Below are 14497 nucleotides of genomic sequence, written 5' to 3' on the forward strand. Positions count from 1 at the left end.
AATTAGGGTGGCTGCATTATGAAAAAGCATCATTCTGAAACACGCCAACACATCCTGGATGTCGCCAGGACGTTGATGACGCACAAAGGCTACACCAGCGTAGGGTTAGCTGAGGTGGTAGCGGCTGCGAGCGTGCCGAAAGGTTCGTTCTACCACTACTTCAAATCCAAGGAAGAATTTGGCCAGGCATTGCTTGAACAGTATTTTTCCGACTACCTGGCTACGGTCGACACTCTGTTGATGGGCTCTGCACCCGCCGCGCAAAGGTTGCTGAGTTACTTCCAGTATTGGGCGCAAACCCAGTGCTCTGATTTGCCTACCGATAAGTGCCTGGTGGTCAAATTGGGCGCTGAGGTCTGTGACCTCTCGGAGGGCATGCGCCTGGTGCTCGACCGAGGTACGCAGGCCATCCACGCAAAGCTTGAACGCTGTATTGAGCAGGGGCTTGTCGATGGTTCGATCACGTCCACAGCGCCAAGCGCGACGCTTGCGCAATCGCTCTATCAGGTTTGGCTCGGCGCTTCGTTGATGATGAAGATCGGCAAGCGCGACGACGCCTTTGAAACGTCCCTGATTCTGGCAAAGCGACTTTTGTCGTAACTATTTTTTTACCAACTTACTAGACGACCGGTCTATTTAAATGAGATCTATTATGACAGACAACGCTACTCGTACCGACTTATTCACCCCGATCAACCTGGGTGCGATGAAACTCGCTAATCGTATTTTGATGGCGCCTGTAACCCGTAGCCGCTATGCCGAAGATGGCATCCCCAACGAGCTGCACGCCGAGTATTACGCTCAACGCGCCACGGCGGGCTTGATCGTCGCTGAGGCCACAAATATTTCCGCGCAAGGTCGCGGTTATGCGGCCACCCCCGGCATCTGGAGCGAAGAGCAGGTTGCGGGCTGGAAGAAAGTCACGGATGCCGTGCATGCAGCCGGCGGCAAGATCGTCAGCCAGCTGTGGCACGTGGGGCGGTTCTCCAGTGTCGAGTTGCAACCTGACGGTGCCGCACCGGTCGCGCCTTCCGCGATCAAGGCTGAAGGTGACACCTACACCACCAACGGTTTCGTCCCGGTGTCGATGCCACGGGCGCTCGAAACCGATGAGATCCCGGGGATCATCGAGCAGTACAAGCGTGCTGCCGAGAATGCCAAGCGTGCTGGTTTTGATGGTGTAGAGGTTCACTCGGCCAACAGCTACCTGCTGGACCAGTTCCTGCGGGACTCGACCAACCATCGCACCGACCAGTACGGCGGTTCTATCGAGAACCGTGCGCGCCTGACCCTGGAAGTCACCGAAGCGATCGTCAAGATCTGGGGCAATGACCGTGTTGGCATCCGCCTGTCGCCGGTCACGCCCGACGCTGGCAACACGCCGCCCGACAGCAACGTGATGGCGATGTACGGCTACCTGATCCAGCAGTTGAACGCCTTCGACCTGGCGTACCTGCACTTCGTCGAAGGCGCTACCGCCACCTCGCGAGAAGTGCCGGAAGGCGTCGACATGGACGCATTGAGCGCGCAGTTCAACGGGCCTTTCATCGGCAACAACAACTACGACCTGGACATGGCTATTGAACGTCGCGCCCAGGGCAAGATCGACGCCGTTGCGTTTGGTCGCCTGTTTATCTCCAACCCGGATCTGGTCGAGCGCCTGCGTCGTGGGGCCGAACTGACCATCGCACCGCGAGAGTCGTATTACGGCGGCGGCGCCAAGGGCTACACCGACTGGCCCGTCGGCAACTACTGATCCCCTTATATCCGCGATAACCCCAAAAACTGCCCGCACAGACGGGCAGTCACCAACGAGAGGAACGCCCATGAACTATCTGCAGAATAAAACCGCGATCATCACTGGCGCATCGTCCGGCCTGGGTGCTGCATCGGCACTTGCCTTGTCCGAGAAAGGCGTTCGAATTGTCGCAGCAGCCTTGGACCAGCAAGGCCTGGACGCCATCGTCAGCGAGCTGAAAGGCAAGGGCGGTGAAGCAGTAGGTCGCGTCAGCGACGTTACCAATCCTGAGGATATGAAAGCGCTCGCGCAATTCGCCCAGGACTCTTTCGGTTCGGTGGATATCCTGATCAACAACGCAGGCTTGATGCTGTTTTCCAACTGGGTCGACCTGGCCACCGATGATTGGGAAAAGATGATCAACGTGAACATCAAAGGCTACCTGCATGGTATCGCGGCGGTGTTGCCGTTCATGCTGAAACAAAAGTCTGGCCAGATCCTGAATATGGATTCGGTCGCCGGTCACCAGGTCGGGCCTGCTGCAGGTATCTACAGTGCCACCAAGTTCTTCGTTCAGGCCATGACTGAGTCGATGCGCAAAGAGCTGGGCGTGCAGCACGGCATCCGTGTCAACACGGTCAGTCCGGGTGTGATCAACACCGGTTGGGCCGATAAAGTCACCGACCCGGCAGGCCGTAAAGCGGCTCAAGAGTTGAATAAAATCGCTATCTCTCCGGACGATATCGGTCGCGCAGTGGTGTATGCACTGAATCAGCCTGACAACGTCACCGTCAACGACTTGATCATTTCGCCGACCCGCCAGGATTGGTAAGCCATAACCGTTGAAATCACCCAGCCTAGGCACGGCGCAACGCCGTGTGCCTGGGCACTACAGCGGTGGCGAACCTGATGGGTAAACTCACGGGCAGTGTGACGCTGGAAGGATGGTTGGCGCGGGCGTTCTATGCATCGCTGTACCGCATGCCCCAAGTCGCGCTCTATGGCCTGGTACCCTCGGCATTACTGATGTTGGGTAACCACCTGGGGCCAGGCACCGAGCCTCGGTTGAAACTGCACTAGATCACTGATGGGGTTAGCGCTTCGCCGATCGCATAAAAGTGGCCGCCTGCGATGTAGTGCAGGCTACGAAAATCCGGGTGCGCACGCTCATAGTGCCAATGGCCGTCGCTGAATACCCGTGTGTCGGCCCAGGCATCGACGACTTCACCGATAAACAGGTCGTAGGTCGACTGGTTGTGCGGTTCGGGCAGTAGTTTGCACGCAAGCCAGGCCGAGCAGCCGGCCACGAATGGCACGTCATGGCCGCTGATACTGAACAACTCGACGCCGCTATGAGCCAGCTTCCGTGGATCTTCCTGCAGGCTGACGCTGCCGACATCGCGGGTCAATTGCAGCTGTGCCACAGTCGGAACCTGAATCACAAACACGCCGCTACGCTCTACCAGTTCGCGGGTTTTGGCGATCTTGTCCAGCACCACAGTAACTTTGGGCGGTGAGAAATCCAATGCACAGGCCCATGCCGCGGCCATCACATTTCGAGTCTCCTCGTGTTGAGCAGATACCAGCACGGTGGGGCCGTGGTTGATCAGCCGATAGGCTTTTTCAAGCGGCACTTCGGCAATGTGGTCGTGCATCGTAACTCCAGAAAAATTAAACCCCGCATCCATTGCTGGAGCGGGGTAGGGCACATTCACGCGGTCACGGTTTGGTTCAGGTAAACCTGGAGGCTTTCATGACCACCAACAATGAGCGACTCGATGGTCGAGGTCCATTGCCCTTGGGGATCCGGCTCACGCGTGTCGAAAGTCGCAGACCACAGAATCACGGTTTTTTGCTCGCCGGTCAGCGGGATCAATCGCACGGTCAACACGTAGTTGTCGACGGGCAGTGGCGCTTCAACGAAACGGTATGAGAACTGCAGATTCACCGCGTCTACCGACAACAACTGCTCGCGCAGAATGGCGCCATCCTGCAACGTCAGCCGACGGATGCAGCCAACCAGGCCGTCAGGCTGACCGTCTTCGATCACGCTCTGTGGGATAGCCGGGTGCCACTGGCTGATTTTTCCGAAGCGCTTGAGTACATCCCAAACGCGCTCGGCGCCTCCGTCTACGACGGCGCTGTATTCAACTTTTGCCATGATTCATCACCTTAAGAAACATCATTGCTTTCAGGCCGTTCGGATCAGCCTTCGAACTGGTGATAAACCTTGGCGATCACCTTCCAGGTGCCGTCGATTTTGATCAGCGTCAGGTAGTCATTGTAGTCGGCGCCAATCGCGTCCTTTTCCATGTCCACACGTACCACGGCAGTGGTCGGGGTGATCGCCAGCACGTCCAGGCGTGTGCTGATATCCGGGGCCTTGCCATTGGTGCGGACAAAGTCGAACAGGTTGCTGATCGGGCCGCCCAACAGTTTGCCGTTGGTGAAGCCGTACATCACCGCTTCCTTGTGGAAGGCCTGCTCCAGATCTTCCGGGCTGCCGGCACGCAGGCCGTCTGCGTATTGCTGGGCAACGGCGACAACGGCGTTGTAGTCCTGGGTGGGTACTGCTTTGATGTTTTTGCTCATGGTCAAACTCCTTTGCATGGTTTTGGCGCCAATGAGGCACGGTTCAAGCGGGTGAGTTAAGGAGCAACGTGGGTGTGGTAGATCTTGCTGATGACGGTCCACTTTCCATCAACCTTCAACAGGTTGAAGAAATCGGTGAAACAGAAGCCAGAGATATCATTGGTATCGATACGTGCGCTGGCGGCGGTGCCCACGATATCGATGTTGACGATGGCACCTTTGGCTTCCGGTGAAGGGCGGAAGGCACTGTCGATGATGTCGAACAGACCCTGAATCGGGCCACCGGTCAGTTGACCTTCGCCATCCACGCCAAAGATGGTTGCCTGCTCGCTGAAGGCCGGTTTCATGAGGCTGCTTTTGGCTTGCTTGCCACCTTCGTTGTAGTGGTTCAGCACCGCGACGATAGCGTTGTAGTCGTCGACGTAAGTTGGGTTGCTCATGGTGTTACTCCTAGTTTGAAGAGGGTTGAAGAAGGGCTTGGTTGATTGCTTTGCGTGCATAACGGGCGATGGTCAGTAAGGCGATTAATGCAACGACCAAACCCGCCCAAGTCATCACTTGAATCGAGCGGTTGGTCGTTACCTCACCACTGATTATCTGTGCGACGTCAGCCGCCAGAGAGCCCAGGTACGCATACAGAAATGTTCCAGGAAGCAGGCCGATCCAGGTCGCCAGCAGGAAATCTCGACGTGCGATTCGGCTGGCTCCGAGTCCGTAGCTCAGCGGAGCGAACGGCACGATGGACGCCAGGCGCAAGAGAAAAACAATCCGAAAACCTCCTGACTCGATAGCGTGGTCGACCGCCGCTGATTTGGGGCTGTTCGCCAGGCGTCGTTTGACCCACGGGCGCAGAAGCGATCTGCCCAAGGCGAACGCGACTGCTGCCGACAGCAAGCCAGCGGGTGAGATAAGCAGCGTTCCCCACATCGGGCCGTACAAAAAACCTGCAAGCGCCGTGAGCATCGATGCGGGCACAAAGGCGACAGTGGCCAGCACAAATATTGCGGCATAGAGCGCAATCCCGACGGCGCCGAGCGAGCGAATCATCTCGATCCAGTGCGCAATGTTGTGTACGGCCAGGTCTATCACGTTGCCTATTCCATTCTTTTCGGTCGGTCAGTCCGAGATGATTACCGTCCAACACATCGCTGAAGGCTAATTTAATAGCGGTCGCTACATATTGATTGTATTCTATAGCGATCACTACAGTTTGTGTCAAGAAATTTGCTGTTGGTGTTGGTGTTGGTGTTGGTGTTGGCGAAGTGCGGAGTGGACGCTCGACGGTGCCGCCAATATTCGATGGCAGCAGGAGCGAACCATGACGCTAAAGTTTTACGCACAGGGCACCTGGTTCTGCAGCTCTACGAGGACCTACAGCTTTTTGGATAGGTGCGAGATCACCAAGGCGGTTGGTTATGGAGCCCATCTACCTTTCAATCTGGGATGGACGTAACTGGGCATCTATCGAGTCGTTGAGCACCGTCAGGGGGGGCTACGACCTTGAAGTAGCGGGCAGCTATGTAGTGCTCAACCTGCGCCTTGGCGCAGAGGCGGAGCAGAACGCGGGCATCTATCGGATGCTGAAAGTGGCGCCGCCAGGTTCCATCGTTGAACTGGCGATTAAAACGGCAGGAGACTTTGCGCATTCAGACCCGAGGGGCGATGAGCCTGTGGTGTGCTGAATGGCGGAAGCCTTGTCTATCGCGCAACAGCGAAATACTTGCATCTTGATCAACTCGCATTTGCTGCAATGGAGCGAAAAGCATGACGACGCTCTGCGCATTTGTGCGCGACTCAATCACCCCAACCGGGGCCGCTGATTCACGCCAGTGTCAATGTGATCACCTTCGGCCGCGCGGAGTTTGCCCAGGTAGTCCTGGAGGTGTTTGCCCTTTTGCAAGGCCGGGCTTCGCTGCGCGGCCTCAATCGCAAGAAACTCATCGTGTACTTCGTCTCTGGGCTGATGCTTAAAGGGCGTCAACGCACGCAGCTCCGGGATAATCATCTCACTGGAACCTGTCTACGCCATGGCCTACGCGTGGTGGTTTGTTCCATGGAACGCCGTCATATCGGATGTTGGCAGGAGCGGTGTTGATTGTGCTGGCGATTGTGTTGTCGGCACAGAGTGCGGGGGGATTTGCGCAGGACCAATGACGGAGTGGCTACTTGACTCACCTCTGGTGATCTCGCCACGTCCTGCGATAATCAGGGTAGGGCAGATCACAGGTGCTCCCTGTTTTTCAAAAACTCTCCGGATTCCCACTGATATGTTGAAAACCTCAGGCCGGTCTATCGATTCGCAGAGACTCCGGTCGGAGCTGCCCTTATCAATAGCGTGTTTGGCCTTAGGCTGGGGGCATCCTTTTCATCCCATCCAAAGCATGCCCTCAGATGTGCCCCCAATGTAGCAATCCACTGGAAGTGAATGGAGCTCCATGGTTTGTGGAAAGGCAAAAATGATCAGATAAACAGCCTGCCCGACGAAACCTAAAGACTCTCAGGGTCGCCAAAAAACATCTGAATCCGCGACCGCAACCAGCGCTCCCCAGGGTCGTTGTCCTGGGAACCACGCCAGGCCATGTGCAGCTCGAAGCTGCGTACCGGTATGGGCGGGTCTTCGGCGCGTACGCCGCCGGCGGCGGTCAGCGCGTCGGCGGTGTAGTCGGGTACGGTGGCGATGATGTCGGTGCCCGACAGCAGCGTGCTCAGGCCGTTGAATTGCGGTACGGCCAGGACCACGTGGCGCTTGCGGTCGAGTTTCGCCAGTTCTTCATCGATGAAGCCGCTCAAGTCACCGGCGAAGGACACCAAGGCATGGGGGCGGGCGCAGAATTCGTCCAGGGTCAGGCGTCCCGGCGCGGTGTCGGCCCGCAACACCTTGGGCAAGCTGCGTCGCAAGACCTTGCGCTTGGCGTTGGCCGGCAGGTCGTCGGTGTAGCTGACGCCGATGGAGATTTCACCGGATGCCAGCAAACCGGGCATCAAAATATAGTTGACCCGGCGCACCACCAGCACAATGCCGGGCGCTTCGGCCCGCAGGCGCTTGAGCAGCATTGGCAGCAGGGCGAATTCGGCGTCGTCCGACAGGCCAATGCGAAACACCGAGGTGCTGGTGGCCGGGTCGAATTCCGCCGCACGGCTGACCGCCGTGGAAATCGAATCCAGGGCCGGGGAGAGCAGGGCGAAGATCTCGACCGCCCGGGCCGAAGGCTCCATGCTGCGGCCGGTACGCACGAACAATGGGTCATCGAAGAGGCTGCGCAGGCGCGACAGCGCGGCGCTGATGGCCGGTTGGCCCAGGAACAGTTTCTCGGCCGCGCGAGTCACACTGCGTTCATGCATCAATGTTTCGAATACGATCAACAGGTTCAGATCGACACGCCGCAGGTCATTACGATTCATCTGGGGTCCTGGCAGATTCGGCAAGCTTGACGTGAGCGGCCATATGGGAACAATGGCCGGCATGAATCTTACGGGGAAAGGCTGGTACTCTGCACCGGCTAATTGAGTTTTCTTAGGTTAAGTCCTACAGGATTGGTTGATTTTTCTTGCTGCGGAATCAATGACAGGCATGTCGACTATTAATAGCCACTGATGGTCTTGGCTACAAAGCCCGGATAGAGTTCATGGCATTAGAGGTTACTTTGACGAGGTTTGCGATGTCCCGCACGATCCGTTTTCACAAGTTTGGTGGTGCCGAGGTGCTCAAATGCGAAGAGCATGCGGCGGCTCTTCCTGCGCCAGGAGAAGTGCAGGTCCGCGTCGAAGCGATCGGCATCAGTTGGTACGACACCTTGTGGCGCCAGAACCTGGCGTCGTCCCAGGCGCGCCTGCCTTCGGGCCTGGGCCATGAAATGGCCGGCGTGGTCACGGCCGTCGGCGACGGCGTCGATGACTTGGCCGTGGGCGACAAGGTCGCCAGTTTTCCGGCCGAGAGCCCGAACGATTATCCGGTGTACGGTGAAGTCATCGTGCTGCCACGCACCGCCCTGACCCGTTATCCCGACGTGCTCAGCCCGATCGAAGCAGCCGTGCACTACACGCCGCTGCTGATCGCGTATTTCGCCTACGTGGACTTGGCGCGGGTCAAGCCGGGGCAATTCGCCCTGGTCACCGATGCCAGTCATTGCGCCGGTCCTTCCTTCGTACAGCTGGGCAAGGCCCTGGGTGTGCGGGTGATCGCGGCCACCAAGACGGCCGACGAACGTGAGTACCTGTTGTCGCTGGGTGCCGAGAAGGTCATCGTCACCGAAGAGCAGGACTTGCTGATGCAAATCAACAAGCTCACCGACAACCGTGGCGTCGATGTGGTCTTCGACGGCCTCGGCGGGCCGCAGATGTCGCTGCTGGGCGACGTGCTGGCACCGCGTGGCAGCCTGGTGCTGTATGGCTTGCAGGGCGGCAACCAGACGCCGTTTCCAGCGTGCGCGGCGTTCCAGAAGAACATTCAGTTCTTTGTGCACTGCATCGGCAATTTCACCGGCAAGCCGGAACTGGGCATCCTCCAGGACCAGGTGGCCTTGCAACGAGCACTGCGTGATATCAATCAACTGACTGCCGACCGTGTGCTGTTACCCCTCAAGACTCGGGTCTTCCCGTTTTCCGAGTTTGTCGAGGCTCACCGCTACATGGGCGAATGCCCTTGCCGTGAACGTGTTGCCCTTCAGGTCGTCGACCCGGCCTGAGTCCTGTCTTGCGCAAGAGTCATCGCCCGGGCTCTTGCGCTGCCTTCATCCCCACGTCCCCTCCTTTCTTACGGCAGCGCCTGCCTGGGGGTGCTGTGTTCGTAGCTCATGATCCTGCGCCTTTAACGGCCTGTCCTGGTGGGTTCAAGACTGAAACGGTCTGTCGGTGAACAACTGAACTGGTTTTTGCCCTCAATCTGTATCTTCTAATCATTGTTTAAGTCTTGATAATTGAACGCTGATTTCCATATCAAGGAAGAAGTCGTGGTGCGGTATAACTTTTTCGAAGGTCTTCATCCTTCAAGATGCATTCAAGGGGCAATAAACATTAATGGGTGCGGGGCTATCTATCGACCTTGGGGAAAACAGGGTGGGGTAGAGGGCCAATTAAAGTTCGGCAAGTTCTTTATTTCTCGTACTCATTGTCTGTGGGACGTTGTCGGAAATCTCCTAGGACGTGTCCTCCGGTCGGTCAGACCCCCTGATTCCGCCGCTTTCGCCGGGAGTGCGATGGGGCGCGAGCCGACTCTCAGCAGATGTATCAAATAATTACGACAAGCAATGCTTGAGCGTATTGCTAATACTCTTTGAGTACTAGAACAACCCTCTAGACCAACACGTCGCTCGGCCACGTTGGTGCGGTTGCGACGCCGATAGTTGAATTTCCAGGTAAATGGCTATGAGTGCAATTCATGAGCAGGCAATGACTCACGTGTATCAACAGATACTGCAACGACTGTTGGGTTTTTATTCCCGGGCAGAACGTACCGCGTTGCAGCTTTTGATCCAGCGTTTAATTGTCGCCGCCGGAGGCATCGAGCGGATTGGCGATTATCGCGTGTTGACGGTCCAGAACGGGAGCAGGGAAAGTTTCTATGTGCTGACCGCCTTGCGAGCCGCACAGCTGAGTATTGCGGGGCGGCATCCGACGACCTTCGCCTTGCGCGTCGCCACGCCACGCTTGAGCGAAACCACCCAGGCGACGTTGGAAAACATCCACCGCTGCTACAGCGCGCTGTTTGTCTACGATGATCCCCGGGTCGAATTGCTGATGGCGGATAACCGCGAGGTGTTGCCGTTCAATCACCGCCAGCCCTTGTCAGGGGCGGGGCACGAAGCCAATCGCATGGACCTGCTGGTCTTGGGACACCTTCGTGCGGTCGACAGCCCCTTGGAGATTGGCGACGACGGCTACCTGGCAATGGCCGAGTTCTACCGGCACATGGCCCGTTGGAAGTCGGGCGTGGATTCGTTGGTCAGCAGCGATACACCGCGCCAGCAAAAACAATTCATAGCGGGCCTTCGCCGCGCGACCAGCAAGATTGGCCTGTTGACCGAGCACGCGTGCGGCTTCGACAACCTCTTTGCCCATCTCGATACCCTGGGCGGTGATGTCTACCGGCATTTCTACGGGCCGGAGCGCCTCGGCGCCTGGAAGCCCGAAGGGCACTTCGAGGCCTGCCGGCGAGTGGGCCACGTCGGCATCGATGACCTGATCGTCGATCGTTCGGAAGGAACCAACTGGCCACTTTTCAACGAGTTCCTGCGGGTGCAGACCGAAGGGCTGGTCCCATCGGCGCCCGAAAACGAATACCTCAGCCCGCTGCTGTCGGCTCATTTGCATGGCCTGCAGGCCTGCTACGTACACGGACGCAGCTATGAAACGGGATACGGGGACTACGCACAGCGGGCAATCATGATCATGCATCGCAAGCAACTGCCGGAACACGCCTGCGAACAAGCTCGGGCGCTGTTCGGCTCACCGTCGTCGATTCTTGAACGTCGCGCCTACGCCGCCCTTGAAGCGCAGAAGATCCTGGGGCTCAGCGAAACGCAACTGGTGTGCATGCTGTTCGCACCGTTCGTGGGGCAGGGCGCGGGCCTGGAGCATTTCCTGCGTTGCTGCCACCCCGGCATGCTGGTGGCGATGCCGGACCTGCACAAGGCCATGCAGGGTGCGACCGTCGCCGATCAGATCGCGCAGTGGATGGTCGATGTCAGCGGCCTGCCCATCGACATCCTTGGCAAACTGTACCGGGCGAGTGTCTCTGTGCCGGAACAAGCGGAAATCACCCTGGGCACCGATGCCGATCTGCAGCAGGCCAATGACGGCGTTGACACTTCAGAAGCCGGGCCTACCGTCGACGGGCTGCATGAACGCTCGGCAAGGCATTGAGGAACGAGGTTTGACGGACTCATCTACCTCGTCCCCAGTCCTTGTACCCGGTGTTGCGACTGGGTCGGCTGCGACCCGCTCTCCTGGCCCGAGCCGATGAAAGGTAGCCGGGAGACAGACTTCGCCTACCAGGCGGTGTATCGCTACCTGACCACGCTGATCAATGAGCTGGAGGTTGATGCGCGGGTTCGCCTGCCGTCATTGCGGCAACTGGCCGAGCGGCTGAACGTGTCGATATCGACCATTCAGTACGCATACTCGCTGCTGGAAAAGGAAGGACGGGTCTATTCGATCGCCAAGTCCGGTTATTACGCACTGCCCGTGCCCAGCATGGCCACCCTGGGCGGCGGCGACGATTTGCTCGAGACCCTGTACGTCAATGCCCGGCGGCCAGGCATGCAGGTGCTCAGTGCCGATGAACCGGCGTCGATGCAGCCATTGGACAGCCCGCTATTGCTCCTCGAGCGCGAACTGCTGCGCCAGTACCCACGCTCCTCGCAGACACCCTCGCAACCCTGGGGCGAGCTGGAGCTTCGCGCTGCCCTGGCTGCCCGCTACACCTCTTCGCCAGCCCGCTGCTGGAATGCCGATGACGTCTACATTGGCGCCGACCTGCGGGGCGTCCTGGAGATCCTGATCGCGGTACTGGCACTGAGGGGGGCCGTCGTGCTGATCGAATCGCCCTGCGACTGGACGGTGTTGCGCCTGCTGCAAGCCGCGGAGGTCAACGTCATCGAGCTGCCACTGCAGGCCGGCGGAGAGCTCAATGTCGAGCAACTGGAACACCTGCTGGTGAAGGAAACGGTACGCCTGGTGGTGCTGTCGTCGGTCCTGAACATGCCCAGGGGGACGCTCGTTCCTGAAGAGAACCGTCGTGCCATCGCGCATCTGCTGGAGCGGCACGGGACCTGGGTGCTGGAGAACGACAGCTACACGGACCTGGCGTTCGAGGCAAGGGTGACGCCTTTTCGAGACTTGCTCGACCCGGACCGGCTGATCGTTTACTCGATCTTCGAGAAAACCATCGGGCCAGAGGCGCCGTATGGCTACGTGTTGTCGCGCCAGTTGACCCTGCACCTGCAGCGACATTTCCTGTTGCGTGCGTTTCGTTTGTCGCCGATTCGCCAGAAAGCCATCGCCCGGCTGTACAGCAACGGTCGGATTGACCAGCACTTGCTGGTCTTGCGCCGCCTGCTGCGCGAAAGTGCGGTTTCGACCACGCAATTGCTGCGTGAGCGGCTGGGAGACAGCCTGCAATGGGCAGAACCCCAAGGTGGCGCGACGATCTGGATGCAGTCGACGCGACAGGTTGACTTGCGGCGCGTTTTCCATCGGCTGCTTGCCCAGCGAATCGTCATCGCGCCGGGGGAGTTGTTCAGCCTCCAGGGCCTGTATGCACAACATATGCGCCTGAGCCATGCCCTGAGCGGGCCACAGGACATGGACGCTGCGCTCTGCGCGCTGGCCGATGCCTTGAGGCTCGAACAAGCGTAATCGGCGGCAATGGATCGAACCCATCGCGCCATGGTCGAACTGTCAGTAAACTGCACCCCATTTACCGAGCCACTCCACTCAGAGGTTTTGCATGACAGTCAGTCCATTTGCGGGCAAGCCGGCACCGGCAGAGTTGTTGATCGATATCCCGCGACTGGTGACGGCCTACTACACCGGCCGACCCGATGCTTCGGTTGCAACCCAGCGCGTGGCTTTTGGCACCTCCGGCCACCGTGGCAGCTCCTTCGACCTGGGCTTCAACGAGTGGCACGTGTTGGCCATCAGCCAGGCGATCTGTCTGTACCGTGAGGCCCAGGGCATCAATGGGCCACTGTTCGTCGGTATCGACACCCACGCGCTGTCGACCCCGGCGGGTGCCAGCGCGCTGGAAGTATTCGCGGCCAACGGTGTCACCGTCATGATCGCCGAGGGCGATGAATACACCCCGACACCGGCGATTTCCCACGCCATTCTCTGCTACAACCGTGGCCGCACCTCGGGCCTGGCGGACGGTATCGTCATCACCCCGTCCCACAACCCACCGCAAAGTGGCGGCTACAAGTACAACCCTACCAACGGCGGCCCGGCCGATACGCACATCACCAAATGGATCGAAGCCAAGGCCAACGAACTGCTGGCCAACCAGCTCGCCGGTGTCAAGCGCGTCAGCTACGAGCAAGCCCTGAAAGCCGACACCACTCACCGTCACGATTACGTCAACACCTACGTGGCGGACCTGATCAATGTCATTGATTTCGATGCCATCCGCGCCGCCGGGCTGCATTTGGGCGTCGATCCGTTGGGTGGCGCAGGCGTGCGCTACTGGCCGGCCATTGCCGAGCATTACCGCCTGGACCTGGAGGTGGTGAACACCCACGTGGATTCCACGTTCCGTTTCATGACCGTCGACTGGGACGGGCAGATCCGCATGGACCCGTCCTCCAGCCATGCGATGCAAGGGCTGATTGGCCTGAAGGAGCGTTTCGACGTGGCCTTTGCCTGCGACCCGGACCATGACCGCCATGGCATCGTGACGCCGTCCGGCGGCCTGTTGGCGCCGAACAACTACCTGGCAGTCTCCATCGACTACCTGTTCCAGAATCGCCCGCAATGGCGCGCCGATGCCGCCGTGGGCAAGACGGTGGTCAGCAGCGGCCTGATCGATCGCGTGGCCAAGCGCCTGGGGCGTCGCCTCTATGAAGTGCCGGTGGGTTTCAAGTGGTTTGCCGGCGGCCTGTTCGATGGTTCCCTGGGCTTTGGCGGTGAAGAAAGTGCCGGTGCTTCGTTCCTGCGCAAGGACGGCGGCGTCTGGAGTACCGACAAGGACGGGCTGATCCCGGCATTGCTGGCGGCTGAAATGACGGCGCGCACCGGTCGCGACCCGAGCCAGGCCTACCGCGCGTTGACTGACGAGCTGGGCGAACCGTTCTCGGTACGCGTCGATGCCAAGGCCAGCCCACAACAGAAGGCGCTATTGAGCAAGTTGTCGCCGGACCAGGTAACGTCCACCGAATTGGCCGGGGAGAAGATCCAGAGCATCCTCAGCCATGCGCCGGGCAATGACCAGGCCATTGGTGGCCTGAAGGTCATGACCGAAAACGGCTGGTTTGCGGCACGTCCGTCCGGGACCGAGGATATCTACAAGATCTACGCCGAAAGCTTCATTGGCGACGCGCACCTCAAGCAATTGGTGGCTGAGGCGCAAACGTTGGTGGATGGGGCTATCACCAGCAAGTGATGCAAGTGCAAGTGATGCTAGTGATGTGAACTTGTGGCGAGGGAGCTTGCTCCCGCTGGGGTGCGCAGCAGTCC

Annotated in this window: 14 protein-coding genes and 1 pseudogene; 9 read left to right on the forward strand and 6 right to left on the reverse strand. The window is 58.9% G+C overall.

The window, feature by feature from the left end:
• Positions 1-18 precede the first annotated feature (18 nt).
• The 4 genes and pseudogenes from LQ215_RS01820 to LQ215_RS01835 form a co-directional block, all read left to right on the forward strand.
• Positions 19-600, forward strand: a complete 582-nt coding sequence (locus LQ215_RS01820) for a TetR/AcrR family transcriptional regulator (protein WP_230147146.1) — start codon at positions 19-21, stop codon at positions 598-600.
• 52 nt (positions 601-652) lie between these two features.
• On the forward strand, positions 653-1756 hold the full coding sequence (locus tag LQ215_RS01825) for an alkene reductase (RefSeq protein ID WP_102060534.1): 1104 nt from the start codon (positions 653-655) through the stop codon (positions 1754-1756).
• Between the two features lie 70 nt (positions 1757-1826).
• The gene (locus LQ215_RS01830) at positions 1827-2570 is read left to right on the forward strand and encodes an SDR family oxidoreductase (protein WP_230147147.1); all 744 of its coding nucleotides are present in this window, start codon (positions 1827-1829) and stop codon (positions 2568-2570) included.
• 59 nt (positions 2571-2629) lie between these two features.
• Positions 2630-2818: pseudogene (locus LQ215_RS01835) on the forward strand (FAD-dependent oxidoreductase); the annotation flags it as partial.
• On the opposite strand, the gene LQ215_RS01840 reads toward LQ215_RS01835, so the two are convergent.
• From LQ215_RS01840 to LQ215_RS01860, 5 genes are read right to left on the reverse strand one after another with little or no spacing between them, the layout of a single operon-like run.
• Positions 2815-3393, reverse strand: a complete 579-nt coding sequence (locus LQ215_RS01840; protein ID WP_230147148.1) for a flavin reductase family protein — start codon at positions 3391-3393, stop codon at positions 2815-2817. The pseudogene LQ215_RS01835 and the gene LQ215_RS01840 sit on opposite strands and share 4 nt — an antisense overlap.
• A gap of 56 nt (positions 3394-3449) precedes the next feature.
• Entirely contained in the window at positions 3450-3899 is a 450-nt protein-coding gene (locus LQ215_RS01845) for an SRPBCC family protein (protein ID WP_230147149.1), read from the reverse strand.
• Positions 3900-3943: 44 nt separating this feature from the next.
• Complete coding sequence (locus LQ215_RS01850) at positions 3944-4330, reverse strand: nuclear transport factor 2 family protein (RefSeq protein ID WP_230147150.1); 387 nt, start codon at positions 4328-4330, stop codon at positions 3944-3946.
• A gap of 56 nt (positions 4331-4386) precedes the next feature.
• Positions 4387-4770: a nuclear transport factor 2 family protein gene (locus LQ215_RS01855; RefSeq protein WP_230147151.1), complete on the reverse strand. Its 384-nt coding sequence runs from the start codon at positions 4768-4770 to the stop codon at positions 4387-4389.
• Positions 4771-4780: 10 nt separating this feature from the next.
• Positions 4781-5419, reverse strand: coding sequence for a TVP38/TMEM64 family protein (locus LQ215_RS01860; RefSeq protein ID WP_230147152.1), 639 nt, complete (start codon positions 5417-5419; stop codon positions 4781-4783).
• 326 nt (positions 5420-5745) lie between these two features.
• Here LQ215_RS01860 and LQ215_RS01865 point away from each other — a divergent pair, with 326 nt between their 5' ends.
• Complete coding sequence (locus tag LQ215_RS01865; protein WP_230147153.1) at positions 5746-6012, forward strand: hypothetical protein; 267 nt, start codon at positions 5746-5748, stop codon at positions 6010-6012.
• Between the two features lie 805 nt (positions 6013-6817).
• On the opposite strand, the gene LQ215_RS01870 is transcribed toward LQ215_RS01865, so the two are convergent.
• Positions 6818-7732: a LysR family transcriptional regulator gene (locus tag LQ215_RS01870; protein WP_003202191.1), complete on the reverse strand. Its 915-nt coding sequence runs from the start codon at positions 7730-7732 to the stop codon at positions 6818-6820.
• A gap of 257 nt (positions 7733-7989) precedes the next feature.
• On the opposite strand from LQ215_RS01870, the gene LQ215_RS01875 reads away from it, so the two are divergent.
• From LQ215_RS01875 to pgm, 4 genes are all read left to right on the forward strand, one after another.
• A complete protein-coding gene (locus LQ215_RS01875) occupies positions 7990-9015 on the forward strand; it encodes a zinc-dependent alcohol dehydrogenase family protein (RefSeq protein WP_230147154.1) in 1026 nt (341 codons plus the stop codon).
• A 679-nt stretch (positions 9016-9694) separates the two neighbouring features.
• A complete protein-coding gene (locus LQ215_RS01880; RefSeq protein WP_230147155.1) occupies positions 9695-11191 on the forward strand; it encodes a hypothetical protein in 1497 nt (498 codons plus the stop codon).
• Positions 11192-11287: 96 nt separating this feature from the next.
• Entirely contained in the window at positions 11288-12685 is a 1398-nt protein-coding gene (locus tag LQ215_RS01885; protein ID WP_230147156.1) for a PLP-dependent aminotransferase family protein, read from the forward strand.
• Positions 12686-12776: 91 nt separating this feature from the next.
• The gene (gene pgm / locus LQ215_RS01890; RefSeq protein WP_230147157.1) at positions 12777-14423 is read left to right on the forward strand and encodes a phosphoglucomutase (alpha-D-glucose-1,6-bisphosphate-dependent); all 1647 of its coding nucleotides are present in this window, start codon (positions 12777-12779) and stop codon (positions 14421-14423) included.
• Positions 14424-14497 lie beyond the last annotated feature (74 nt).

It is taken from the genome of Pseudomonas brassicacearum (genome assembly GCF_918698105.1).
GTDB classification, from domain to species: Bacteria; Pseudomonadota; Gammaproteobacteria; order Pseudomonadales; family Pseudomonadaceae; genus Aquipseudomonas; species Aquipseudomonas brassicacearum_F.